The sequence below is a fragment of the Microcoleus sp. LAD1_D5 genome (genome assembly GCF_036702115.1).
In the GTDB taxonomy this organism is placed as follows: Bacteria; Cyanobacteriota; Cyanobacteriia; order Cyanobacteriales; family Microcoleaceae; genus Microcoleus.
The window spans coordinates 144,143-168,874 of sequence record NZ_JAUBSA010000005.1; the positions used below are offsets into that span (position 1 = coordinate 144,143).

General features: G+C 47.5%; 25 protein-coding genes and 1 riboswitch. Of the genes, 14 read left to right on the forward strand and 11 right to left on the reverse strand.

Annotated elements, in window-relative coordinates; genetic code table 11:
• Positions 1-27: 27 nt before the first annotated feature.
• The 5 genes from QUA70_RS04345 to QUA70_RS04365 all read right to left on the reverse strand — a co-directional run bounded on the left by QUA70_RS04345 (position 28) and on the right by QUA70_RS04365 (position 4,644).
• On the reverse strand, positions 28-669 hold the full coding sequence (locus tag QUA70_RS04345) for an urea amidolyase associated protein UAAP2 (protein ID WP_333345217.1): 642 nt from the start codon (positions 667-669) through the stop codon (positions 28-30).
• Positions 670-754: 85 nt separating this feature from the next.
• Entirely contained in the window at positions 755-1,489 is a 735-nt protein-coding gene (locus tag QUA70_RS04350; RefSeq protein WP_333345219.1) for an urea amidolyase associated protein UAAP1, read from the reverse strand.
• Between the two features lie 292 nt (positions 1,490-1,781).
• On the reverse strand, positions 1,782-2,558 hold the full coding sequence (locus tag QUA70_RS04355) for an ABC transporter ATP-binding protein (protein ID WP_006630934.1): 777 nt from the start codon (positions 2,556-2,558) through the stop codon (positions 1,782-1,784).
• Positions 2,559-2,617: 59 nt separating this feature from the next.
• Positions 2,618-3,469, reverse strand: coding sequence for an ABC transporter permease (locus QUA70_RS04360; RefSeq protein ID WP_333332934.1), 852 nt, complete (start codon positions 3,467-3,469; stop codon positions 2,618-2,620).
• Between the two features lie 107 nt (positions 3,470-3,576).
• Positions 3,577-4,644, reverse strand: a complete 1,068-nt coding sequence (locus QUA70_RS04365; RefSeq protein ID WP_333345221.1) for an ABC transporter substrate-binding protein — start codon at positions 4,642-4,644, stop codon at positions 3,577-3,579.
• Positions 4,645-4,788: 144 nt separating this feature from the next.
• A riboswitch (guanidine-I (ykkC/yxkD leader) is annotated at positions 4,789-4,940 on the reverse strand.
• Positions 4,941-5,414: 474 nt separating this feature from the next.
• On the opposite strand from QUA70_RS04365, the gene atzF reads away from it, so the two are divergent.
• The 6 genes from atzF (at position 5,415) to QUA70_RS04395 (ending at position 12,155) form a co-directional block, all read left to right on the forward strand.
• A complete protein-coding gene (gene atzF / locus QUA70_RS04370) occupies positions 5,415-7,229 on the forward strand; it encodes an allophanate hydrolase (RefSeq protein ID WP_333345222.1) in 1,815 nt (604 codons plus the stop codon).
• 40 nt (positions 7,230-7,269) lie between these two features.
• Positions 7,270-8,016, forward strand: coding sequence for a calcium-binding protein (locus tag QUA70_RS04375; RefSeq protein WP_333345224.1), 747 nt, complete (start codon positions 7,270-7,272; stop codon positions 8,014-8,016).
• Between the two features lie 355 nt (positions 8,017-8,371).
• Positions 8,372-9,313 (forward strand): tRNA pseudouridine(55) synthase TruB, encoded by a 942-nt coding sequence (truB, locus tag QUA70_RS04380; protein WP_333332942.1) that lies wholly within the window; start codon positions 8,372-8,374, stop codon positions 9,311-9,313.
• A 76-nt stretch (positions 9,314-9,389) separates the two neighbouring features.
• On the forward strand, positions 9,390-9,620 hold the full coding sequence (yidD, locus tag QUA70_RS04385) for a membrane protein insertion efficiency factor YidD (RefSeq protein WP_333332944.1): 231 nt from the start codon (positions 9,390-9,392) through the stop codon (positions 9,618-9,620).
• A gap of 216 nt (positions 9,621-9,836) precedes the next feature.
• A complete protein-coding gene (locus QUA70_RS04390; RefSeq protein ID WP_333332946.1) occupies positions 9,837-11,051 on the forward strand; it encodes a response regulator in 1,215 nt (404 codons plus the stop codon).
• A 105-nt stretch (positions 11,052-11,156) separates the two neighbouring features.
• Complete coding sequence (locus QUA70_RS04395) at positions 11,157-12,155, forward strand: glycosyltransferase (protein WP_333332948.1); 999 nt, start codon at positions 11,157-11,159, stop codon at positions 12,153-12,155.
• 826 nt (positions 12,156-12,981) lie between these two features.
• Here QUA70_RS04395 and QUA70_RS04400 read toward each other — a convergent pair.
• The 5 genes from QUA70_RS04400 to QUA70_RS04420 all read right to left on the reverse strand — a co-directional run bounded on the left by QUA70_RS04400 (position 12,982) and on the right by QUA70_RS04420 (position 15,685).
• Complete coding sequence (locus QUA70_RS04400; protein ID WP_006630924.1) at positions 12,982-13,311, reverse strand: HesB/IscA family protein; 330 nt, start codon at positions 13,309-13,311, stop codon at positions 12,982-12,984.
• A gap of 146 nt (positions 13,312-13,457) precedes the next feature.
• Complete coding sequence (locus QUA70_RS04405) at positions 13,458-13,877, reverse strand: phosphomannose isomerase type II C-terminal cupin domain (RefSeq protein ID WP_190693399.1); 420 nt, start codon at positions 13,875-13,877, stop codon at positions 13,458-13,460.
• 278 nt (positions 13,878-14,155) lie between these two features.
• Complete coding sequence (locus QUA70_RS04410) at positions 14,156-15,124, reverse strand: Fic family protein (protein WP_333345227.1); 969 nt, start codon at positions 15,122-15,124, stop codon at positions 14,156-14,158.
• A gap of 18 nt (positions 15,125-15,142) precedes the next feature.
• Entirely contained in the window at positions 15,143-15,463 is a 321-nt protein-coding gene (locus QUA70_RS04415) for a DUF5615 family PIN-like protein (protein WP_333345229.1), read from the reverse strand.
• A gap of 3 nt (positions 15,464-15,466) precedes the next feature.
• Positions 15,467-15,685: a DUF433 domain-containing protein gene (locus tag QUA70_RS04420; protein WP_333345231.1), complete on the reverse strand. Its 219-nt coding sequence runs from the start codon at positions 15,683-15,685 to the stop codon at positions 15,467-15,469.
• A 197-nt stretch (positions 15,686-15,882) separates the two neighbouring features.
• Here QUA70_RS04420 and gltB point away from each other — a divergent pair, with 197 nt between their 5' ends.
• The 3 genes from gltB (at position 15,883) to QUA70_RS04435 (ending at position 21,508) form a co-directional block, all read left to right on the forward strand.
• Positions 15,883-20,469 carry a glutamate synthase large subunit gene (gene gltB / locus QUA70_RS04425; RefSeq protein WP_333345233.1) on the forward strand — a complete coding sequence of 1,529 codons (4,587 nt, stop codon included), beginning with the start codon at positions 15,883-15,885 and terminating at the stop codon, positions 20,467-20,469.
• 148 nt (positions 20,470-20,617) lie between these two features.
• Entirely contained in the window at positions 20,618-21,121 is a 504-nt protein-coding gene (locus QUA70_RS04430; RefSeq protein WP_190693291.1) for a GUN4 domain-containing protein, read from the forward strand.
• A 39-nt stretch (positions 21,122-21,160) separates the two neighbouring features.
• Positions 21,161-21,508, forward strand: a complete 348-nt coding sequence (locus QUA70_RS04435) for a XisI protein (protein WP_333335839.1) — start codon at positions 21,161-21,163, stop codon at positions 21,506-21,508.
• A gap of 153 nt (positions 21,509-21,661) precedes the next feature.
• Here the strand turns inward: QUA70_RS04435 and QUA70_RS04440 are convergent, their stop codons facing one another.
• Positions 21,662-22,096, reverse strand: coding sequence for a GNAT family N-acetyltransferase (locus QUA70_RS04440; protein WP_333168755.1), 435 nt, complete (start codon positions 22,094-22,096; stop codon positions 21,662-21,664).
• 196 nt (positions 22,097-22,292) lie between these two features.
• Here QUA70_RS04440 and QUA70_RS04445 point away from each other — a divergent pair, with 196 nt between their 5' ends.
• The 5 genes from QUA70_RS04445 (at position 22,293) to QUA70_RS04465 (ending at position 24,546) form a co-directional block, all read left to right on the forward strand.
• Positions 22,293-23,150, forward strand: a complete 858-nt coding sequence (locus QUA70_RS04445) for a hypothetical protein (protein ID WP_333335836.1) — start codon at positions 22,293-22,295, stop codon at positions 23,148-23,150.
• Positions 23,151-23,214: 64 nt separating this feature from the next.
• Positions 23,215-23,556: a XisI protein gene (locus QUA70_RS04450; protein WP_333335833.1), complete on the forward strand. Its 342-nt coding sequence runs from the start codon at positions 23,215-23,217 to the stop codon at positions 23,554-23,556.
• Positions 23,557-23,649: 93 nt separating this feature from the next.
• Complete coding sequence (locus QUA70_RS04455; protein WP_333335830.1) at positions 23,650-23,934, forward strand: hypothetical protein; 285 nt, start codon at positions 23,650-23,652, stop codon at positions 23,932-23,934.
• Positions 23,924-24,298, forward strand: a complete 375-nt coding sequence (locus QUA70_RS04460; protein ID WP_333335828.1) for a type II toxin-antitoxin system RelE/ParE family toxin — start codon at positions 23,924-23,926, stop codon at positions 24,296-24,298. Before QUA70_RS04455 ends, QUA70_RS04460 begins: the two co-directional genes overlap by 11 nt.
• Positions 24,295-24,546: a DUF4926 domain-containing protein gene (locus QUA70_RS04465; protein WP_333335825.1), complete on the forward strand. Its 252-nt coding sequence runs from the start codon at positions 24,295-24,297 to the stop codon at positions 24,544-24,546. The genes QUA70_RS04460 and QUA70_RS04465 overlap by 4 nt, the downstream gene beginning before the upstream one ends.
• The last annotated feature ends 186 nt before the right edge of the window (positions 24,547-24,732 follow it).

Here is a 24,732-nt window from a genome sequence, read left to right on the forward strand (position 1 = left end):
ATTGCGGAGGCCGTGCCCACCCTACATTTACACCGCATCCCAAACAATCAACTGAATCGGCGTAGGATTGTAAGCATTGCAAGGATTGTTCATTTGCGGGCAGTTAGAAATAGCAACCAGCGCGTTCATTTCGGCTCGCAAATCAACTGTGCTTCCCGGATCGGAGATGCCGTCAACAATTTCAAGCGTGCCATCTTCGCTAACCGGAACATTCATAAAGAAGTTGATATTGCTGACTAAATCTCGCTTACCCAAACCGTAGGGAAGAATTGCGGCGAGGAAATTTTCAACACAGGCGTGCTGGTATTTTTTATCTAGTCCAAACCGCACCGAATTGCTCTCGCAGCTACAGGCGCCGCCGGAGGTATCGTGTCGCCCGCAGGAGTCAGCAATTATGGTCATCATGGCTCGCCCTTCGTTAGAAATGAGTTTGCTGTTTGTAGTGACAAAGATGTTGCCTTGATGGACGATCGTATCGGGGGCACTGTAGCGTTCGGAAGGGTCATCGGCATTGTAAACTAAAAAGTCTACTGCTTGATTTCCGCCTAAATCTACAATCCGAAGAATTTGTCCTTTTTTGATGACGCGAGACCAAGGATGTCTGGCAGGTACAACTTCGTTGTAAATTGCTAGTGCGGGATCTAGGATTCGTTTGCTGGTTAAAAGCATGGTTTTTTTTCCTGAAGGTATGCAAAGGATAATTTGCGGTTTTTCACCGCTTCGGAACGCGGCTAGGATTGAGTTGTAAAAGAGTTTATTGTTGAACGAAAAAAGCGTCTGTGTTAATGAAGCCGCGCACTGCTTCCGGGTTGGCGGTGCGGCACAAGTCGTCTGGTGCGGGTGCGGGGGTTTTCACAATCTGAATTTGGATGGGTTTTGGATCGTAAATTGAAGCAGGATGCAGGATGTGGGGGCAGTTAGAGATAATTGTCAATACGTTCATTTCGGCTCGCAAATCGATAAAACTACCCGGTTTCTCGCAGCCTTCGCGATACTCCATCGTGCCGTCTGGTTTGACGGCAATGCGAGTAAATAAGTTGAGGTTCGGCATGATATCTTTTTTGCCCAATCCCCACCGAGTTAAGGCTTTGAGGAAGTTGTCGCGGGAGTTTTTCCAGTCTCCTTCGCCGTATTTTTTGGCATTGCTAATGGCGTTGCTGCATCCTCCTAGCAAATCGTGACAGCCGGAGGTGTCCTGGGTGATGGAAAATAGGATGCGCCCCATGTCTGTGTAGAGCACCATGCCTTGTTTGAGAAAGGCATTGAATTGAATTTTGGCGGTGTCTGCTGCGTTGAAACGTTCGATCGCATTATCGGCGTTGTAGCACAGCATGGAAACGCCGCGAGAGCCTTCTAAATCGGTGATTCGCAGGGTGTTTCCCCGCTTGATGACCCCCGACCAGTACGCGCCGCCCGGTACGGTTTCTTGCATTAATACGAGGTCAGAATCAATTTGTGAATTTGTGTCGATCGATGATAGTTGCACCATAAGTTCCTCTTGATGTATTTTGGGGGGTCAGCGAAACAAAGAAATAGTATTTTGTAGTGGCAAAACTCACCCTCTCCCAAAGTAATATTTATCTCCACTGATATCTTGCGCCATTCTCAAGAACGCGCAAGATGCCCGTTCCACAATAAAATTGAGTTTTGTGGAACGGGCATCTTGCCCGTTCCTAAATAGGTAATTGAGGATGGGGCAATATGTAAGTTTCCACTTACTTAGGTTGGCCGTTGTACTGTTGGCGCGAGTGCAAAAAGTGCAACTACAAACCTATTTCTATTTAAGCAGCCATTGCAACTGCTTCCTGTCCGTGTTTCCGCATCAAATCCATGAGTTCGTCGCGGTAATCGTGGAATTTAGCGTGCCGTTTAATGCTGGGAGTGCGATCGGGCAAATTAATCGACATTTCCTTTCTCACTGTACCGGGACGAGCGCCCAAAGCATAAATCCGATTGGAAAGAAACACCGCTTCTTCGACATCGTGGGTAATCATAAAGATTGTAATCTGAGTGCGGCGCCACAAATCGAGCATGAATTCGTGCATCGATTCTTTAGTGTGGATATCCAAGGCGCCGAAAGGTTCATCCATTAATAACACTTTAGGTTCAGAAGCGAGGGCGCGGGCGATCGCCACCCGCTGTTTCATCCCGCCCGACAATTCCTTCGGCAGCGACGAAGCAAACTGCGTCAATCCTACCACACTCAAATAATAGCTCGCTTGTTCGCGCCGCTTTTTCTTGGACACGCCTTGAAGTTTGAGACCAAACTCGGCATTTTCCTGCACGTTCATCCAAGGATAAAGAGTGTAATGCTGAAATACCATACCTCGATCCGGCCCAGGCGAAACAACTTCCTTGCCATCAATTTTCACTTCCCCTGTTGTCGGCTTGTCCAATCCCGCAATCTGCCTCAACAGAGTAGATTTCCCCGAACCGGATGCGCCTACCGCGCAGATAAATTCGCCTTGCTTGATGCTCATATTGATGTCCTTGAGGACAACTAACTTACCGTTTTTCGTTTCAAAGTTTTTGTGGAGGTTGTTGATTTGCAAAAACATGAGTTTATCCTCTGTATTGTAAGTAAAAAAATGATACCATTCTGCTTTTTAACATCTGCTTACTGTTTCTGGCTTGACCATTTACAAGAAACCCGCAGCAGATATTGAAAAAGCAAGTCAAAAGTCAGTCCGATCACCCCAATGACAATCAGCCCCACAAAAATTTCATCGGTTCGGAGAAATCGACCTGCGACACTGATCCGGCGGCCTAAGCCTTCGGTTGCCGCAATCAATTCCGAGACGATTACCAATTGCCAAGCTGCTGCTAGGTTGATGCGGCTAGCATCAAGAATTCCCGGCAAAACGTGGGGAAAAATAACTTGAGTTAGGATTTCCCAGCGATTGCCGCCCAACATATAAGTAGATTCGATCAAGTCTTTTGGAACAAACTTGACTGTATCCATCACCATCAGCGAATTGAAGAAAAAGACGCCGATAAATATCAGCATTATTTTGGGTTCTTCGCCGATTCCCAAGTAGAGAATTAGCAGGGGAATGAATGCTGGTGCGGGCATATATCGCATCAAGCCGAACATGGGTTCCAGCAAGGCGCGAATACTGGGAAAACTGCCCATCAGCACGCCAATTGGTATGGAAAAAACCAAGGCGAACAGAAAGCCCACTCCCACCCGCCACAAACTCGCTACCGTGTCTTTCAAAAGTTCGCGAGTGTTCCACAGCCGACCAAATGCTTCTAAAACTTTGCCGGGGGAAGGCAAAAATTTGGGGTCTACATCGGCGAAGGTTGTTACTAGCCACCACAGCAGCAGCGGCAGTGCGATCGATGTTACCGTTAACCCAATATTGAGGGGCTGTGGTATCTCTTCCGCAATCCGCCAGAAAACGGTGGGATTTAGGCTTTTTTGCTTGAGGTGGGATTGGATCGATCGGGGATCGGGATTTGGTGGCATGATTTAATTGCGGAAGGGTTTGTCGAGTAATTGGAGTAGATGTTGGGGATTATAAAAAGTATTTTTTTTAAGGTTTTTTGTGTCTGCACAATCGTAAATTATGCCTTTTAGCTTTTACCTTCGGCATAAGCTTTTATAAAGCGAGCGTCAAATAATGTGCTGATATCGGGTTGGGTTTTTGCTAAATTTACATCCACGAGAAATTTGGTCATTTCTGCCGCCGCAAACTGCAATGATGTCATGTCATTTCCCGGTTGAAAGGCTTTCAAGTTTTCCTCGATCGTAAATATCTTAGTGCCGTTTTCATATTCTTTGTATTCCTCAACACTAACTCCGGCGCGGTTGGCTAGAATATCGTAAGATTTCTCTTTATTTGCTTTCATGTATTCCAATGTTGCAAACCATGAATTGACCAGGGCTTGCACTCGATCGGGGTGTTCGCCGATAAACTTTCGCGTGAATACCAAATGGTCGGAAATCGCCCCCGGAAAATCTTTTGAACTAAACAGTTCCTTGCTGTTCGAGCGTTTTAATGCCTGCGTGGTAAACGGCGCAAATACTGCCACCGCATCAACTTGCCCTCCGACGAAAGCCGCCGCAGCTTTGCCGGTTTCCAGCGGTATAAATTGAATATCTTGCACTGATAAACCTGCTTTTCTCAGCCCTAACAATAAGAGAAAGTGATCTACTGTACCTTCCTCTGCTGCAACTTTTTTTCCTTTTAAATCGGCGACGGAATTGATGCCTTCGGCAACAATCACTTTGTCATTTCCCGTCGAGTTGTCGTTGACTAAAACAATTACTTGGTCGGCGCCGCCTGATATAGAGTTTACGGTATCGCCGAGGGTTTGGCTGTTAGCATCTATCTGTCCTGCTGTGAGGGTGCTGATCGATTCTAAGTACCCGTCAAACCATTTTAAGTCTACAGCAACATTGTTGGCTTCAAATATCTTTTGTTCTTTGGCAATTTGCCAAGGAAACCAGCCGGGCCAAGCGCTGAATCCGAGGCTAACTGCATCAGCACTTACTGAAGAAGCTGCTTCGCTTTCTGTCGTGGTTTTGATATAAATTGCCGGGTTGACGCAGCCGACAGCGAAAAACAAGGTGATGAAAAATATGGCGCAGTAGGACAAGGGCGATCGCGTTATTTTAGGCGACCAATATCGGATATTCATAGCATATTCTGGTTGCAGGTTAGAGGTGAATATGTCGATCGAGCTTTTGCACCTTCTTTGGCTTCCTTAGCTTCCGCAAACCCCCCTGATATACAAGGATAAAGCCCGAGAGCTAACGAACCGAGTCTTGCTGACCGATCGCGTTTCTCCCGGGCTTTTATCCCGCCGTGTAACTGGTTAGTGTTTCCCTAAAATTAAAATCTTGGGAGAACCAGTCTGCTTCTCTCGGACCAGCACTTGAACTTTCTAAGCTGAGTTAGAAACTGATTCAAATCGGAACCCTAGAAGCGGTTAAATTTTTTCGGTTTTTGTCTGTATAAGCCCTGTTTGCAACCCAAGGAGTTATTCGAGACTGTCAGTAACAGCAATGCACTTAGCTTTTTTAAAGGTAAGCACAATGTAGCGTGCAATTTTACTAGATTGCTACGTTTCAAACGGTAACAGCTAACTTAATGAGAAAATGTGTAAAATGTTACAAAAAATGGTTTTTTTGGGAGTTGTTAATTAAAATTTTTGGAAGATTAAAGCGGGCGATGAGAGGGGGCGATGGGAAATCGCGAAGTTTAGCTGTACACAAAGACGAAACCCGCAAGGTCAGGGTTGAATATTTCTCAAGAAATACTTCGACCCCTAGACTAGATGCGAGGACGATCGACAATGCGGTAAACTAACCTTCTATTTGTAAGGACGATCGCCCAACATAGCCAGTGAAGTCAACTCTTCAATCTAAAATCTAAAATCTAAAATCTAAAATCGACTGACGGTGCACTATGGAAAAAGTTAACTACAGCAACAGTCTCGACATTCATTCGCTGCTCGATCGCTACCGCACCGGCTCGATCGCGCCTGCAGATACGATCGCGAGCGTGTACGATCGGATCGAACGCTATGCAGATCCGGCAGTATGGATTTATTTAGCACCGCTGGCGGAAACCCTCAAACGCGCCAAAGCCTTGGAAAACCTAGACCCGCAACAATTGCCGCTCTACGGAATACCTTTTGCGATCAAAGATAATCTCGATTGGGCGGGCGTTCCCACTACGGCGGGATGTCCGCAGTTTGCTAGCACTCCAGCGCGATCGTCCGCAGTCGTAGAGCGTTTGTGCGCGGCAGGTGCGATCGCGATCGGCAAAACTAACATGGATCAGTTTGCCACAGGATTAGTGGGAACCCGCACGCCCTATGGAGTTTGCCGCAATCCGTTCGATCGGCGCTACATCCCGGGCGGATCGAGTTCCGGTTCCGCAGCAGCAGTCTCGGCCGGATTGGTGAGTTTTGCTCTGGGTACCGATACCGCAGGTTCGGGGCGGGTTCCCGCTGCTTTTACCAACATTGTCGGGCTGAAGCCAAGTTGCGGATCAATCAGCACTCGCGGCTTACTGCCGGCTGTGCGATCGCTCGATTGCGTTTCTGTGTTCGCTCTCACCTGTGCGGATGCAGCCTCTGTGCTGCAAGTAGCCAGCGGTTTTGACGCTGAGGATGCGTTTTCTCGTCGCCCTGAAACGAAAGTTTTGCCGGATTTATCCCGCTTGCGGGTGGGAGTTCCCGGAGACGGCGAACTCGAGTTTTTCGGGAATGCAGAAGCCGAACAGCGCTACCGAGAGGCGATCGCGCGCTTGCAATCTTTGGGCTGCACGATCGCACCTATTGACTTCAAACCCTTTGCGGATGCTGCCGAACTGCTCTACGGCGGGCCTTGGGTAGCAGAAAGGTTGGCCGCGATCGGCGATTTCCTCGACGCGCACCCAGAGGATCTCGATCCGATAGTCTACGAAATTATCAGCGGCGGCAAACGCTACGATGCCGTCGCGGCTTACCGCGCGTCGTACCGGTTGGCCGAACTCCGCCAGCAGGCAGAAATTCAGTGGCAGTCAATGGATGTGTTGGCGGTGCCGACGACAGGCACGATTTATACTGTCGCAGAAGTTGCAGCCGAGCCGATCGCGCTCAACACCAATCTTGGGCGCTACACGAACTTTGCGAATTTGCTCGATTTGTGCGCGATCGCAGTTCCCAGCGGGTTTCAAAGCAGCGGATTGCCCGCAGGATTGACACTGATGGCTCCTGCGTGGCACGATTTATCGCTCTGCCACCTGGGATCTGCTTTCCACGATCGCTTGGGGGGAACTTTGGGCGCAACCGGCCTGCCGCTGGCAAGCGTCCCGGAACCCGCCATCGCACCCAAATCTTCCTCAGAAGAACGAGTCAAAATAGCCGTGGTTGGCGCTCATTTGAGCGGTGAGCCGCTGAATTATCAACTAATCGAGGGGGGAGGTATTTTGGTTCGCGCCTGCCGTACCAGCCCGATTTACAAGCTGTACGCTTTGACGGGTACTGCTCTGGGCAAGCCGGGATTGGTGCGTCAGATAGAGGGCGGTAGCGCGATCGAGGTGGAAGTTTGGGAGTTGTCGATCTCCGCTTTCGGCGGATTTGTCGCTAAAATTCCCCCGCCGCTGGGAATTGGTACGCTGGTGTTGGAGGACGGCTCCACGGTGCAGGGCTTTTTGTGCGAACCTTATGCTGTGGCGGATGCGATCGATATTTCTGATCTGGGCGGTTGGCGAGCTTATAACTTCCGGTTTTAGGCTAAGTTAGAATGGCAAATTTCTACCCATCTTCAGAATCATGCCATCAGCAGTGCCAATTCGACCAATTCCCGTCACAACCCCAACCCCCACCGGCGGCGGTACCAGTCCCTCCGGGGCACCTGGCGGCACTCGCGGCACCAGCGGCCCCGACTCCCTCAGAGGTACTGCGGGCGCTAACTTGATATTTGGTTTGGGTGGCCCTGACAGCATTTTGGGCTTAGGCGCAGACGATTCGCTCTACGGTGGCGACGGTGATGACTCACTGCTGGGCGACGTTGGCAATGATTTGCTGTTCGGCGGTGCCGGCCGCGACAGCGTTTTGGGCGGCGCCGGCGGCGATACTTTCTACGGCGGCAAAGGTTCTGACTCAATGCTGGGCGACGAGGGTAATGATTTGCTGTTTGGCAACCAAGACACCGATACTTTGTTGGGAGGCGCGGGCGATGACTCGCTTTTTGGGGGGGCCGGCGATGACTCGCTGTTTGGTGGCATCGGCAATGACTGTTTATCCGGCGATCGCGGCCAAGATACTTTAACTGGCGGCGCCGGAAACGATACTTTTGCGATCGGGCGTTTGGCAGATGGTGATGTGATTACAGACTTTACTGATGGTATCGATCAGATTCGCTTGGCAGCCGGCCTTACCTTTGGCGAGCTCACCATTTCCGCTGGGGTCGGAACTTCACCGAGTACAATTATTCAGCTTACAAGCACCAAGGAAACTCTCGCTACTTTATTCGGAGTTGCCCGCGCTTCTATCACTCAGGCAGACTTTATTCTTTAATTGGTAATGGGGAATGGGGAATTGGGAATTGATAATTGCCCTTGCGGGTACTTTGTAGTTTTAAGTTTTTAATGTTGAACTTTTTAACTCAAAACCGCTGGCGCGTTGCGAGTAACGTTAGCTTTCGCGTTGCGAAGGAAATCAATCTCCAAACTTTTCATCTTCCTGCTTCCCTCGGACTTCTTCCTTCTTCCTTTTATCAGCTAAATTACATAAATAGCCCGTTGCATTCTTCCTTCTTCCTCCTTCCCTCTTCCTTCTTCCTTCTTCCGACTTCCGACTTCCCTCGGACTGACCTCCGTTACATCCGTTATATCCGTTACATCCGTTACAAAATCCGTTGCCGAACTTCCTAATGACTATTGACGGTTTTCTCAATCTCAACAAACCTGCCGGCATGACATCTCACGACTGCGTGGGGCGAGTGCGCCGGCTATTGAAACTCAAGCGAGTCGGACACGGAGGAACCCTCGATCCTGCTGTGACTGGCGTTTTACCGATCGCCCTGGGCAAAGCAACCAGACTGCTGCAATATCTCCAACACAATAAAGCTTACCGAGGTACGATTCGGTTTGGCTTAACTACTGCTACTGACGATTTAGAAGGAGAAATTATCGATTCTCGACCGGCGCCAGAGTTGAGTTTGGAAAAAGTGCAAGCTGCACTGCCAAAATTTATAGGAAAAATTGAGCAATTCCCGCCGAGTTTTAGTGCGGTTCAGGTGGGAGGAAAACGCCTTTATGAGTTAGCTAGAAAAGGCGAAACTGTGGAAGTTGCTGCTAGGAAGGTCGAGGTTTTTCGGCTGGAAATCTTGGATTGGCGGCCGGGGAATTTTCCTGAATTGGATTTGTCGATCGCCTGCGGGGCCGGTACTTACATTCGGGCGATCGCGCGGGATTTGGGCGCTATGCTGAATGCAGGCGGTACTTTGGCTTGTTTGACTCGCACCGAAAGTAGCGGTTTTTTGATCGAGGAAAGTCTCAGTTTTGAAGAATTGGAACTGCAATTGCAGGAGAATAAATTCTGCCCGATTTTGCCATCGGCGGTTTTGGGACATTTAGGGGCGATCGTCCTTTCCCCTGAATATACCAAACGCTGGTTTCAAGGACAGCGCCTCCCAATTCCCGAAACGCCGATCGGGCCAGAGGAGGAAAATAGCCACCATCCCCCCCACAACCCAATACCCGAACCTCCCTATCCCTTGCAGGTTTACGATCGAGACGGTAATTTTTTAGGTATCGGTCAAGTAGCCAACTCAGAGACAAGCACCATATTATCTCCTCAAATTGTGCTTTAAGTATCTAAAATAAAAATGAAAAAAGGTATGGGACAAGATTGGCCTATTAATCTAATCAATCACTGAGGTAAAAATTGTGAAAAAATTGCTAATCGGATTAATCCGAGGCTACAAAATGGGGATTTCTCCTTACCTGCCTAACGCCTGTAGATTTCACCCAACTTGCTCGCAATACGCGATCCAAGCAATAGAAAGATTTGGGCCTGCACGCGGCAGCTCAATGGCTGTTAAGCGAATTTTACGCTGTCATCCTTTTCATCCAGGGGGTTACGATCCAGTACCTCCTAAAGATAGCGAGGGCAATTAGTTATTAGTCACAAACAGTAGTTTAGTTATTAGTTAATAGTGCAAATAGGCGTTGCATCCTCATGGCTAAAACTACCGAGGGGAATCACTCCCTAAGAGGGTTAAATTCTCACAATTAGTGGTATTTCTTAACCCAACTTCAGTAATATTACTGTTATCTTTCAAAACTCAGCAGCTATATAATGGTACAAACAGAGTACAGGGGATGCGAGTTGATATGTCTGCTACCGCAATCGGATACAAAATGTTGTCCCATACTCTGGCTGTACTCAGCCAGAAACAAGCAACGGGGAAACTCCTGTTAGAGCAAGGGGAGCAACAATGGCAACTTTACTTTTTCCAGGGTTGTTTGGTGTATGCTACGGGAGGATCGCACAGATCGAGGCGCTGGTACAGGGCGATCGGGCAACACTGTCGAAACTTTCAAGTGGATCTCAGAAACCTCGATGCTGGAGAACTATGGGAATATCAACTGCTTCAGCGAGGGATAGCAGCCAGCGAAATGAGTCTGGAACAAGCTAAGGCGATCGTCCACACCAGCCTTTCCGAAGTTTTATTTGCTCTGATCGGTCAATCGGGTTTGCGCCGGGAGTGGCGTCCGTCCCAGAAATATTTTTCTACAATTACCTCTTCTTTGCTGCTGTCTTTAACAGAAGTAGAGAAAGTTCTGTGTTGTACAGAAGAAATTTGGCAGAAGTGGAAAGCAATGGGTTTGTGGCTGGTAGATCCAGAACAAGCACCACTTTTAAAAGCATCTGCCCAGTTGCAGCAAAATCGATTTAGTTCTAATTCTTTGATCGCTTTGGGTAACGTATTCAACGGCGAGAATACTCTTTGGGATATTGCATTTAAGAAAAAGCAGTGCGTGACAGTGGCAACTCGTGCTTTAGTCAATTACATCAAGCAGGGTTTAGTAAATTTCCGAACAGTACCAGACTTGCCGTCGCCTATAGAACAGTGGCGCCTTGCCGCAGCGATGGCCGGGCCGGGTCGCCCTTTGATTGCTTGTATCGATGACAGTCCGACAGTATGCGAATTTTTAGAGCAAATTTTGTTGCCGGAAGGGTATCGAGTCCTAAAAATTCAAGACCCGATGCAGGGAGTGGGCCTCCTCGCCAAACAAAAGCCTGCGTTAATTTTTATGGACGTGGTGATGCCGAAGACAAGTGGCTTTGCTTTGTGCAATTTTTTGCGAAAAGCACCTGCTTTTCGGGAAACTCCGATCGTGTTTTTGACCAGTCAAGACAGTATAATTGACCGAACGCGAGCGAAATTGACAGGTGCTTCCGATTTTTTGAGCAAGCCAGCCAATCCCGAACAGGTTTTGCAAATAGTTGACAAGTATTTGAAGGTAAAAGGCGATCGCCACCCTTTAGCAATTCGCCCCCATGATTTACTGAATTCACAACAACTTACCTTGGCAAATTCTTGACCACAAATTAATGAACACAAGAAGCCCTTACTGGGTGCGTCAGGAACTGACGCACCCTACGCTCGTTGTAAAATAAAGACGCAATCGAATTTAAGATAATTAATTATGAGTAATGTTACGAGCGATCGCACCCCGCAGGTGAGCGTAGTAATTCCGGCTTACAACTGCGCTGCTTACGTCGGCCAAGCCGTAGATAGCGTTCTGCACCAAACCTATACTAACTGGGAAATTATTGTCGTAGACGACGGCTCCCGAGACGATACCAAGTTAGTTTTAGAGAAATATGGCGATCGAATTCGCTACATTTACCAACAAAATCAAGGAGTTTCGATTGCCCGAAATCACGGCATCGAGCTATCGCGAGGAGAATTCATCGCCTTTCTCGATGCTGACGACTACTTTTTTCCCGACAAATTAGCAGCACAAATGGCTGTATTTGCAGCGCGACCAAATCTAGGAATCGTCCACAGCGGTTGGCGTCTAGTTAATAGTATAGGCGAACCGTTAAAAGATGTCAAACCCTGGCAAAATGTCCCTAAATTAGACTTAGAAATGTGGCTGCGGTGGAAACCAGTATTACCCAGCGCGATGGTATTTCGCCGTCAGTGGTTAGAGCGCGCCGGCGGATTTGATCCTCGATTTCCCCCAGCGGAAGATACAGATTTAGTGCTGCGTTTAGCCTTAATGGGATGCGAAGCAGAGTGGTTGCAGCAAGTAACTGTTTGCTACCGCCAGCACGAACAAAGCGCCATGTACAAAGGTTTACCGCAGGCTAAATCCCTCGCCGCAGTCATGGACAATTTTTTTGCCCGCCCCGAATTGCCCGATAAAATACGTTTGTTGGAAAAGCAAATTAAGTACAGTACCTTAGTGTGGATTGCTTGGTATTTGTACCGCACCGGTCATTCTGTTGAGATGGTAGAGTTTTTGCAGCGTTCTTGGAATTATACGCCTTATTTGCCTGTGGAAACAGTAATTAATTGGGCGGAAGCTTTCGCCGAGTTTTCGCAGGATGCGGGAAATGAATTCGATGCAGATTTATTAGCTCGATCTCCCGAGTGGCAGCAGTTAATGCAGTGGATGATTCTCGGTACGCCAGCTTGATTGTGTTGATAGTTGATCGAGCTTGTATGTCATTTCTGCGTGATTCGTGATAGTATAATTTGCGCGCGTCAAGGCGGATTTTACCAACCATCTATAGCGCTTCTCACGGAGGTGAGATACACCTAATTGTACTCATCAAGGGTATATTATGTGGTGCTAATCGGTAGGGTGCGGAGCTCTTAGATGTTCGATGACACTTGCAGATTGTTTCGGGCGACGCACGTTACAATACTGGTTTTCTAGGAACTTAGGTATATAAGACTTACGCAACTGGTATATTCAACAAAGGTATGTAGTTGCGCTTCAGCGCTCTTAAGCTGTTACGACATTTAAGTTGTCTGTCAAAAACAAAGGTATGTAGTTGCGCTTCAGCGCTCTTAAGCTGTGGCGGCATTTAAATTGTCTGTCAAAAACAAAGGTATGTAGTTGCGCTTCAGCGCTCTTAAGCTGTTACGACATTTAAATTGTCTGTCAAAAAAATCAAAGGTATGTAGTTGCGCTTCAGCGCTCTTAAGCTATTACGACATTTAAATTGTCTGTCAAAAAAAATCAAAGTCTTGTGGTTTGGGCGTCCCGCCCTGAATATACAATTTAAATGCGCGACAGCTTAACTTAGAGAAGAGCGCTGAAGCGCAACTACATACCTAAATTCCCACCCCTATTTGTGGCAGTTGCTTTTAGTCATAATGGGGTAAGTATCGGGAGTTCTGAGTTCGACATTGCCATCAATTCCTAATGCTGAACTGGCGTCGATATCGGTAGTCTTGAGGGACTTCTTTGAAAGTTTTTTGGACTTTTTCTAAGTCTTTGACTGTCATCATATTGATTATTCCTTGGCAGAAAAGGAGTTGCCGCAGCTACAGCTTTGGGCGGCATTGGGATTGTGAAATCGGAAACCTCCGCCCATCAAGTCTTCTGAATAATCCAAGGTGAGCTCATTGAGATATTTTAAGTGCTGGGGGTCGATCGCAACTTCAATTCCCTCCGACTCGCATACAGCGTCTTCTGGGGCTGGCGCATCGTCAAATGCCATTGTATAAGACAAACCGGAGCAGCCACTCGATTCCACGCCCAGACGAAATAAAGCATTGGGGTTCGGATGCTTCGACTTGAGGCGCGTTACTTCGGTTGCTGCTGTTTTGCTCAGATGAATCATTATGAGTAATTGGTAATTTGTAATTTGTAATTTGGGAGTAGTGTTGAATTTTGAGAATTTAGAGTGCGCCTAGGCGTGCACTTTACCCGGAGAATGTAGGGTGCGCCGGGCCGCGCACCTTACCCCTATATTTTTAGCAACTTGAGTTACTTAGCCTTTTCATTACGAGCATAATCGTCTTGAAAGCGGATAATATCATCTTCTCCGAGATATTCGCCATTCTGCACCTCAATTAAAACCAGGGGGATAACTCCCGGATTTTCCAGGCGGTGAGAAGTGCACTGAGGAACGTAGGTAGACTGATTTGTAAACAGAACTTGTTCAGTTTCGCCACAAGTAACTTTTGCAGTACCAGAAACCACAATCCAGTGTTCGCTGCGGTGGTGGTGCATTTGCAGGCTGAGGCGGTGTCCCGACTTAACTTCGATCCGCTTAATTTTATATCCTGGGCCTTCTTCTAGAGTCGTAAAGGAGCCCCAAGGCCGCAATTCTGTAGCGGCTATTCCATTGGGTGCTGCAGGTGCGTGCAGGGTAGATACTTGAGAAATTTCTTGAATCTGAACCATGATTTTCACTCCTTGAGGATTGCTTGCTGAATCCTTTGGTAAACGACGTTGTTTTTTGAGATTAACTAATCTATAGTTAAAACCGAAGCCCACCTGCGGGGACTGGTTAGCCGACTGTAGAGTTTTGCAAGAGTTGTGCTCAGCCCGATCGACCTGCCTTAACAACCATAGCAAAACCAACATAGCTGTTGTCACCTGTTATTAGATCGATCGCCCCAATCTACATCAAATCTTCATAGAAAGGGCGCTGGTTCTGGAATATTGATTAAAGGTGAATCCTAATCCAGCTCTTGAGACTGCTGCTGCAAAACTTCTAGCATCTCTTGATAGAAAGGCAGCCCTTGACCCTGGCTATCGCTGGCGGTTGCGATCATTTGCAAGGTTTCGATCAGCGAGTATCGGGCCGCATCTACAATAAGATCCAGAAGCGGATGAATCCCAGAACCATGCTGCTGTGCTTCTGCGATCGCATCGATGTAGGCAGCACGCACCTGGTTAGAGATAATGACAATGGGATATCCAGCCCGCAACAGCAGGAGATTCATCAATAGCCGTCCCGTCCGTCCGTTACCATCCCGAAATGGATGAATCGAAACAAAGCGAAGATGTGCTTCGGCTGCATACTCTAACGGATGTAACGATTTGATTTTATCACTGTTGAGCCATTCGATAAATTCCGGCATCAAACCCGAAAGCAAATAATGAGGCGGATAGAGGTATTCGGTACCGGCGGCTTTGACATCTAACTGCCGATCGCGTCCAGATTCCTCCGGGGCGATCGCCCTTATAATTAAGTTGTGAATTTGTTTAATTTCCCATTCACCGATCTCCGTGTCCGATCGCGTTAGCATTTCAATGTAGTCGATCGCATCTCGATGTCCGATGACTTCTAGGTGTTCGCGCAAAGTTTTGCCACCGACAGTGATGCCGGTTTCTAGGACTAATGCGGTTTCGCGCTGCGTCAAGGTATTTTCCTCCAGCGCATTGGAGTGATAGGTGAACCGAACATCGTAGAGTTTTTTCAATTCTGCAACCAGCGTGGGAGAAAGCGGACGAAAGCTATCTAACCAGGCTTTGAGTCGATCGACTTGTTGCAATTTTTCAGAAAGATTCATCGCGGATGAGAAGGCAAAATGCTGGTGGAGAATGTCACCCACACGCTGAGGATACAGTCGCACTAACAACGCCATAAAGTTATTGTAGGGTTGATGGGCGATCGAGGATTGAGTGGTTGAGAAAAATTGCATAGAGCGTATTTCTTAAAGCTATGCACTGACAATCGTAACTTGTCCTCTAGTTGCCATAGCTAAAATAGCTAAAACTTTTGGAGCTAAAGGCTTCAAATCTGCCAAGCGATTAGATGGTGCTTGCAGAACAATTACCGCAATATCGAACTGAGGCAAATTCTGTTGAAACGACAAGTTGCGATCAACTGTGATGAAAACATCAAACTCTGCTTCTGCAAGGCCAAGAAGTTGACCATTTTTTACACCTGCCCATCCCATTTGTGGAACCGTTTTCATCTCATGGTCAACAAATTCTCTGGCAAATTTGCGATCGATACACTCATCCAAAAGAAGCTTCATGGGTTATGCAACCATGCCAACAAGCTGTTTTTCTGCCTCTTCCAGCAAGGCGATGACTTGCTCTTTAGTGACTGTTGGGAATCCATCTAAAAAATCATCAATAGATTCTCCTGCTTTCAGATAGTCCAGAAGTGTTTGTACCGGAACCCTAGTACAAGCAAAAACAGGGGTTCCGCCCATAATCTCAGGAGACGCGCTAATAATTGAAGAGTGTTTAAGCATAAATATTTAGACCTCCGGGTTTCCTAGTTAAGTTATCGGCTTTAACTATTATTTTACTCGGATATAAAAAGCTTGGATTTTTTGGTAACTCTACCTAATTGAGTAGATCCACATATAATACATGATACTAGAGCGATCGGCATCCCACCCTCTACTCTAGAGCGACATCTTTTCACCACTTTGAGAGACACATCAAAATGAACAGCAACGGACTGCCACAAAAACAAGGCTTGTACGATCCGCAGTTCGAGCACGACGCTTGCGGAGTCGGATTCATCGTACACATGAAGGGTAACAAATCCCACCAAATAGTCGAGCAGGCACTGACAATCCTGCTGAACCTCGACCACCGAGGCGCGTGCGGCTGCGAACCCAACACCGGAGACGGGGCGGGGATTTTGATGCAGGTGCCCCACAAGTTTCTCAAGAAAGTAACCGCGGCCCTAAACATCGAACTTCCCGAAGCAGGCGAGTACGGCGTTGGCGCGATTTACTCGTCGCCAAATCGAACTGAACGCGAAAACGGCAAACGCATTTTTGAGGAAATCGCCGCCGAAGAAGGCCAGGAAGTGCTCGGCTGGCGCGATGTTCCCACCGACAACTCGTCCCTCGGCGACACCGCCAAATCTAGCGAACCCTTCATGCAGCAAGTGTTCCTCCGGCGGGCCGCAGGTATCGATGAGGCGGCTTTCGAGCGGAAACTGTACGTCATCCGCAAACGGGCTCACAATGCCATCCGCAGGACTAACACAGACCCCTACTGGTACAATTCCACTCTCTCGTGCCGGACGATCGTCTACAAGGGTATGTTAATGCCGGTGCAAGTCGGCGATTACTATCCCGACTTGCACGACCCGGACATGGAAAGCGCTCTAGCCCTAGTTCACTCGCGCTTCAGCACGAATACTTTTCCGAGCTGGGAACGATCGCACCCTTACCGCTACATCGCCCACAACGGCGAAATTAACACGATGCGCGGCAACATTAACTGGATGCACGCGCGGCAATCGCTGTTCGAGTCGGAACTATTCGGCGATGACTTAAAGAAAATCCCCAATTTAATCAATATCGAAGGCAGCGACTCGACGATTTTTGACAATGCTTTGGAATTGCTGACTTTGGCTGGGCGTTCTTTGCCGCACGCTGTAATGATGATGATTCCCGAACCTTGGACAGCCCACGAGTCGATGAGTGACGAGAAAAAGGCTTTCTATGAATACCATTCTTGCTTGATGGAACCTTGGGACGGCCCAGCTTCGATCGCCTTTACCGATGGTACATCGATCGGGGCCGTGCTCGATCGCAACGGTTTGCGCCCTTCCCGCTACTGCGTTACCAAAGACGACTTGGTAATTATGGCATCGGAAGCGGGAGTTTTGCCGATCGCCCCAGAACGAATTGTATCAAAAGGTCGCTTGCAACCGGGGCGGATGTTCCTGGTAAATACCGAGGAAGGCCGCATCGTCTCTGACGAGGAAATTAAAACCAAAATCGCCACAGAACACCCGTACCGCCAGTGGATCGACCAGCACATGGTCGAAATCGCCAAACTTAAAGATGCGCCGGCATTACCAGAATCTCACCCCGAAACATTATTGCAGCGGCAAATGGCCTTTGGCTACACCTTTGAAGAACTGCGGTTACTGTTAGCGCCGATGGCGAAAGATGGCGTGGAAGCTGTCGGCGCGATGGGTGCGGATACGCCGCTGGCGGTGCTTTCCAATCGGCCAAAACTGCTTTATGAATACTTCCAGCAGTTGTTTGCTCAAGTTACCAATCCGCCGATCGATTCTATCCGCGAAGAAATTGTAACTTCTGCCGAAACTACGATCGGCGCTGAACGCAATTTGCTCAAACCAGAACCGGAAAGCTGTCATTTGATTGAACTGAAAACGCCGATTCTCAGCAATGAAGAATTAGCTAAGCTCAAACACGTAAATGAGGGCAATTTCCGGTCGATTACACTACCGATTTTGTTTGACCCCAAAAGCGGCGTAAAAGGTCTCGAACAAGCCTTAGAAGAGGTTTTTGCAGCAGCAGACAGCGCGATCGCCTCCGGGGTGAATATCATCATTTTGAGCGATCGGGGTGTCAATCCAGACAAAGCCCCAATTCCGGCGCTGCTGGCAGTTGCGGGCCTGCACCACCACTTGATCCGTAAAGGTACGCGCACGCGGGCGGGACTCGTGCTCGAATCCGGCGAACCGCGCGAAGTGCATCACTTTGCGACACTTATTGGATATGGTTGCGGCGCGATTAATCCGTATTTGGCTTTTGAGACGATCGCCGATTCGATCCGCGAAGGATTGCTGCTAAATGTCGAGTACAAAACAGCTTGCAAAAACTACGTCAAAGCGGCAACTAAAGGTGTGACGAAAGTTGCCTCGAAAATTGGGATTTCCACAATTCAAAGTTATCGCGGGGCGCAGATTTTTGAGGCGATCGGCTTAAACAAATCCGTAGTCGATAAATACTTTGCTTGGACGGCATCGCGGATTGAAGGGGTAGACCTCGAAGTCATCGCCCAAGAAGCAATTTTACGCCATACCCACGCATTCCCAGACCGCCCATCCAGCGGACATACTCTCGATGTCGGCGGCGAATATCAGTGGCGGAAAGAAGGCGAGGCGCATTTGTTTAGTCCGCAGACAATTCACGCGCTGCAAAAGTCGGTACGCGAGGGCAGTTATACGCTTTTCAAACAGTATTCTGGGCTGGTTAATGAACAAAACCAGCAGCATTTTACCTTGCGCGGTTTGTTGCAATTCAAACAGCGGGAATCGATACCCATTGAGGAAGTTGAGCCGATCGAATCTATTCTCAAACGCTTTAAAACTGGGGCGATGAGTTATGGTTCGATTTCTCAAGAAGCCCACGAATCGCTAGCAGTAGCGATGAACCGCATTGGTGGCAAATCGAATACCGGTGAAGGTGGCGAAGATCCCGATCGCTATACTTGGACGAACGATCGCGGCGACTCGAAAAACAGCGCGATCAAACAAGTTGCTTCCGGGCGTTTCGGCGTTACCAGCTTGTACCTTTCCCAAGCGCGGGAACTGCAAATCAAGATGGCGCAAGGCGCGAAACCCGGTGAAGGCGGACAGTTGCCCGGTAAAAAAGTATACCCGTGGATTGCCAAGGTGCGGAACTCGACTCCGGGTGTGGGTTTGATTTCGCCTCCTCCTCACCACGACATTTATTCGATCGAAGATTTGGCCGAATTGATTCACGACTTGAAAAATTCCAACCGGGAAGCGCGGATTAGCGTCAAACTCGTGTCGGAAGTGGGAGTCGGGACGATCGCGGCGGGTGTTGCGAAAGCCCACGCCGATGTCGTGTTGATTTCCGGCTACGACGGCGGTACCGGCGCGTCGCCGCAAACTTCGATCAAACACGCCGGTTTACCTTGGGAATTGGGACTGGCGGAAACTCACCAAACTTTGGTACTCAACAATCTCCGCAGCCGGATTGTGGTGGAAACTGACGGTCAAATGAAAACTGGCCGCGATGTAGTAATTGCTGCCTTGCTTGGCGCTGAGGAATTCGGTTTTGCGACCGCGCCGCTGGTGACATTGGGCTGCATTATGATGCGCGTTTGCCACCTGAACACTTGCCCGGTGGGCGTGGCGACGCAAGACCCGCTATTGCGGAAAAACTTTACCGGCGACCCCGAGCACACGGTAAACTTTATGACCTTCGTGGCGCAGGAAGTCCGGGAAATTATGGCGCAGTTGGGCTTCCGCACGCTGAATGAAATGGTTGGCCGCACTGATGTTTTAGAACCTCAGCAAGCGGTGGAACACTGGAAGGCTAAGGGTTTGGATTTCTCGAAAATCCTTTATCAGCCGGAAGTTGGGGCGGATGTCGGGCGCTATTGTCAGATGGCGCAGGATCACGGGTTGGAAAAGTCCCTGGACATGAGTGTGTTGTTGGATTTGTGCAAAGGTGCGATCGAAAACGGCGAAAAGGTACACGCCAAACTGCCGATTACCAACATCAACCGCGTTGTCGGCACAATTCTCGGCAACGAAATCACCAAACGCCACTGGGAAGGTTTGCCGGATGACACGGTGCACCTGCACTTTCAAGGCAGCGCTGGGCAAAGCTTTGGCGCATTCGTGCCCAAGGGAGTCACCCTGGAGCTCGAAGGCGAAGCTAACGACTATTTAGGCAAAGGGCTCAGCGGCGGCAAAATCATCTTGTATCCGTCGCAGGCTTCCACCTTTGTCGCGGAGGAAAACGTGATTGTCGGTAACGTAGTGCTTTACGGCGCGACAGCCGGCGAGGTTTTCATCCGAGGGATGGCGGGCGAACGTTTTGGGGTGCGTAACTCCGGCGTGAATACAGTAGTTGAGGGTGTGGGCGATCACGGTTGCGAGTACATGACTGGCGGCAAAGTTGTAGTTTTGGGCGAAACCGGGCGCAATTTTGCAGCGGGTATGAGTGGCGGTGTTGCTTACATTTTGGATGAGGCGGGGGATTTTGCTACTCGCTGCAATATGTCGATGGTGGATTTGGAAAAACTGGAGGATGTTGAGGAAATTAGCGATTTGCGGCAGTTAATTCAGACTCACGTTGATTTGACTGGAAGTGCGAAAGCATCGAAGGTTTTGGCAAATTGGGACTCGATGGTGCCGGTGTTTGTGAAGGTGATGCCGAGGGATTATAAGCGGGTGTTGCAGGCTATTGAAAGGGCGATCGCATCGGGTTTAAGCGGTGATGATGCGCTGACGGCTGCATTTGAAGAAAATGCTCGCGATGTGGCCCGGATTGGCGGCAGCTAGTATTAGTATGGGTGCGTTACGGCTACGGCCTAACGCACCCTACAAAACTATAATTAACTCAAGCATGGGTTTCTCGAAGCGGGCGCGAAGCAAATTCATACGGCTCAAGTCAAATAATCTCATATTCAAAATATCTTAGGCGCTGACCATGAGTGATTTTCAATCTTTAAATTATGACAACCAATTTCTTAATCTAGCTTCAGAAAGCGGAGCTGATTACACTCAATTACGCAATTTTTTAGCAGAGGGCAAGTTTAAAGAAGCTGATTGCGAAACTAAACAAATTATACTTTGGGTAGCGTGCTGTGAAAAATTAGGCTATTTAGGGCATTCAGATTGGGTAAACTTTCCTTGTACAGACCTCCAAACAATTAACCAACTTTGGGTAAAATACTCAAATGAGCGTTTCGGATTTTCAGTACAAAGGTCTATTTGGCAAGAAGCGGGCAAAGATTATGACAAATTCTGCGAATACGTTAAATGGGATTCATTTAATAGTAGAATGACCTATGAACTCCGCGCTCCCCTTGGTCATCTTCCCCATACTTTTGTATATTGGTTAGGACATAGAAGAGTCATCGTCCCTGGTGGAAATAGCTGGGGATTGGGATTGCATTGGTTAGATTCCAAACTATCTGCTTGTCATCTATAAAATAATTATCGTAAATACAGAAGTAGAGAAAATTGTGCAATGGATCAACTAATCGAATATCCCAAACTAATCAAGCGTATTTTGACCGAGTATCTAGAATTGTGCAATAATCGCCCTTCTCAACAAGACATCGAGACATTCTTGATTGCAGACGAGCAAAACGGTCATTACATCTGGATGAATCTGGGCTGGCCTAATGGCGATCGCATTACCAGTATCACTGTTTCCGTTCGGATTCGCGATGGTAAATTCTGGATCGAGGAAGACTGGACAGAGGATGGGATTGCAACGGATTTGGTGCGTGCAGGGGTTCCCAAGGAAGATATTGTGTTGGCATTTCACGAGCCTGGGATGCCGCAGTACACAGATTTTGCAGTAGTTTCTTAGCACTTAATCGATATGACTACAGCAGCTCTAACAACAAAACAGTACATTGAAGAACAGGAAAGTTGCTACCGAATTGTCGGGAAGCCAGTTTCTCTAAATTCAATTACTTATGCTTTCCTTAAGCAAGGGAAAGTAACTCATCTCTTTGCTGAGCTAAATTACTTTGAATTCACTCCAAAGTTTGCAAGGCTTCCAAAATAGACAGTTTTCAGATATATATCCACACTTCTCATAGAAACCCATTGCGGTTTCATGTGCGACTGTAACGACCGTAATATCATCTTCCCCACCAACCATCTCTCGGATGCGAACCAATAATTCACTTCCTATTCCTTGTTTTGCATAAGACCTGTCCACACCCAGGTCTGTGACAAAAAGGAAATAAACAAAATCCGTAATACCAAAGGCTACCCCGATTAGCTTCCCTTCATCATTCCTAGCGGTAACAGCGACTGAGCGAGTAGTCAAAAGCTTCCTTACCCTTTCTTCAAAACGCTCTTTGGGGTACTGACTACCAAGATCGCTCCTTTTTAAGAAGTCGTAATATTCCTCAAAAGACAAGTTTTCATTATCTCGGTAGTCAATCATCTTACTTACTCAAATTTTTTCTTAAATTACTGCATATTTTATTTGCTGTCAACACAAAGTCAAAAGATTCTGAGGATTTTCCTGTATCTACCACGCTACCTGGAAGTTATTTGCGATCGCCAACCCGTGCAGACAGACCTACAGTGAGCCTTGTTAACTGATATCATGTATAGAATTAGGGAAATCAACAAGCAAAATGATTCAATCCATACCGAAAATATCCATCAAACCTGGATACCGTCCCCAGTCGGATGATAAAACTCCTGAAGCTGATGCAATTGATTTTTACCTACTGCGGCAACTCACCAATTCCCAACGGTGGCAAATGGGGGCAAAATTAAATCGTTGGGCAAAAACTGTTAGCTTGCGCGGGATGAAAAAAGCTTGTCCCTCAACCTACAAAGAGCGATTTGCTCGATCGATATTAGGTAGCAAGTGGTTGCCAATTTTAACCCCCACCAGTGAGCCATCTATGTGGACGCAAGACCCCAGCGAAATTGCTAGACTGTTGCACCCAATTTTTGAAACATTAGGTGTCTCTTATTATATTACAGGAGGCGTTGCCGCTTCTGTCTATGGCGACCCGAGAACAACACGCGATTTAGATTTAGTAATTGAATTGCTGCGGGACAATATTTTTCCATTAGTTGAAGCACTAGAAACGGCTGGTTTTTACTGCCCTCCGGGTTCGGTACAAGATATTCAAGAGGGTAGAGGGATGGTGTTGAGCGTCACTCACATGACTTCTGTATTGAACGCTGATATTGTGCTGAATTCTAATACTGAATTCGATCGTTCAAAAATGGCAAGACGACGATTAGAAGCGCTTGACGAAGCTGGTGTAGAACAATTTTGGGTTGCTTCTCCTGAAGATATTGTGTTGGCAAAACTGCTCTGGCGGCAACAGTCTCAGTCTCAAAAACAATGGAATGATATTTTGGGAATTCTGAAAGTCCAATCTGAGAATTTGGATCGGCGTTACTTAACAGAGTGGGCCCAACAATTGGAATTGATTGATGATTTGAACCTAGCTTTTACTGAATCAGGTATTTGATGCGATCGCAATTCGCGCAGTGCGATGGGAAAAAAGGTCGATCGATAGTAGAGAAAATAGTCCAATGGATAAACTAATCGAGTATCTCCAATTAATCAAACGTATTTTGACCGAGTATGTAGAATTGTGCCGCCATCCTCAACCAGACATCGAGACATTCTTGATTACCGACGAACAAAACGGTCATTACATCTGGATGAATCTTGGCTGGCAAAAGGGCGATCGCATTACCGATATCACTGTTTACGTTCGGATTCGCGATCGCAAATTCTGGATCGAGGAAGACTGGACAGAAGATGGGATTGCAACGGATTTGGTGCGTGCAGGGGTTCCCAAGGAAGATATTGTATTGGCATTTCACGAGCCTGGAATGCGACAGTACACAGATTTTGCAGTAGTTTCCTAGTAATTTATCAAACTTTGAATTGCTGTTGACCCACCCGTTTGATATAATGTTGTTACTAGATTGTAAAATAGCAATCAAAAAAAAGTGATAATTATGACCGTCGAACAAGCCATTTTGGAAAATGTGAAGGTCTTATCGCCAGACCAACAACAAGAAGTCTTAGCTTTCATCAAATTCTTGCAGTCCGATAAATGGGAAGATATCTATAAAGGACGCTTCAAAGAACTGCAACAAAAAATTCATCAAAACACTGATATCGATCCCGATGATGACCCCACTGAAACTGTCATCGAAGGGATTCAGCAAGGCTTCCATGAGGCAATTACCGGACAAACTCTCCCCTTGTCTCAACTGTGGGATGGAATTGATGACAATTGATCTGCAACCGATCCAAATTGAACTTACCCCTCGATTTCAACGGGATTTGCGAACTTTAGCCAAACGCTATCGCAACATTCGCCAAGACATTGAACCTCTAATCGCCCAACTTCGATCGGGGGAACTTCCGGGTTCGCGCATTCCGGGAATGGAGTACGAAATTTTTAAAGTCCGAATTAAAAACAGCGACATTCAAAAAGGCAAAAGCGTTGGCTACCGTGCTATTTATTACCTCAAAACTAGCGATTCGATCGTTTTGGTGACTATCTATTCTAAATCAGACCTATCAGACATCGCCGCCGAAACAGTTCGAGAAATTCTAGCCCAATACGAGCAACAATTTCCCGAATCAGAAGAATTATGAACTATCAACTTTATTCTGATGTTATTTTACTGTGCAACCTTCCAGAAGAAGGACTTGATGCTGGCGATATCGGTACGGTTGTAGAACAGCATCACGTTGAGGGACTAGAAACAGGTTATAGCGTTGAGTTTTTCGATCTGTTGGCAAACACTGTAGCAGTTGCGACACTACCTGGAAGTTATTTGCGATCGCCCACAAGTGCAGACATACCTACAGTCATGATATTGTCCGAAGGCGATCGCCCCTAAAATATTTACAAAACTAAATGTGGTATGCGATCTATATCTAGCTGTTAGAATAGATAAACCTGAGCGTTAAAATCGCAAATGTATGACAGCGTTCCTACAAACTATGCAAGGGAGCATCCCGCTTTTTAACTAAGCATACCTACCCATTTTAATCTCATTATTTAAATATGCACATCTGAGTCTTAA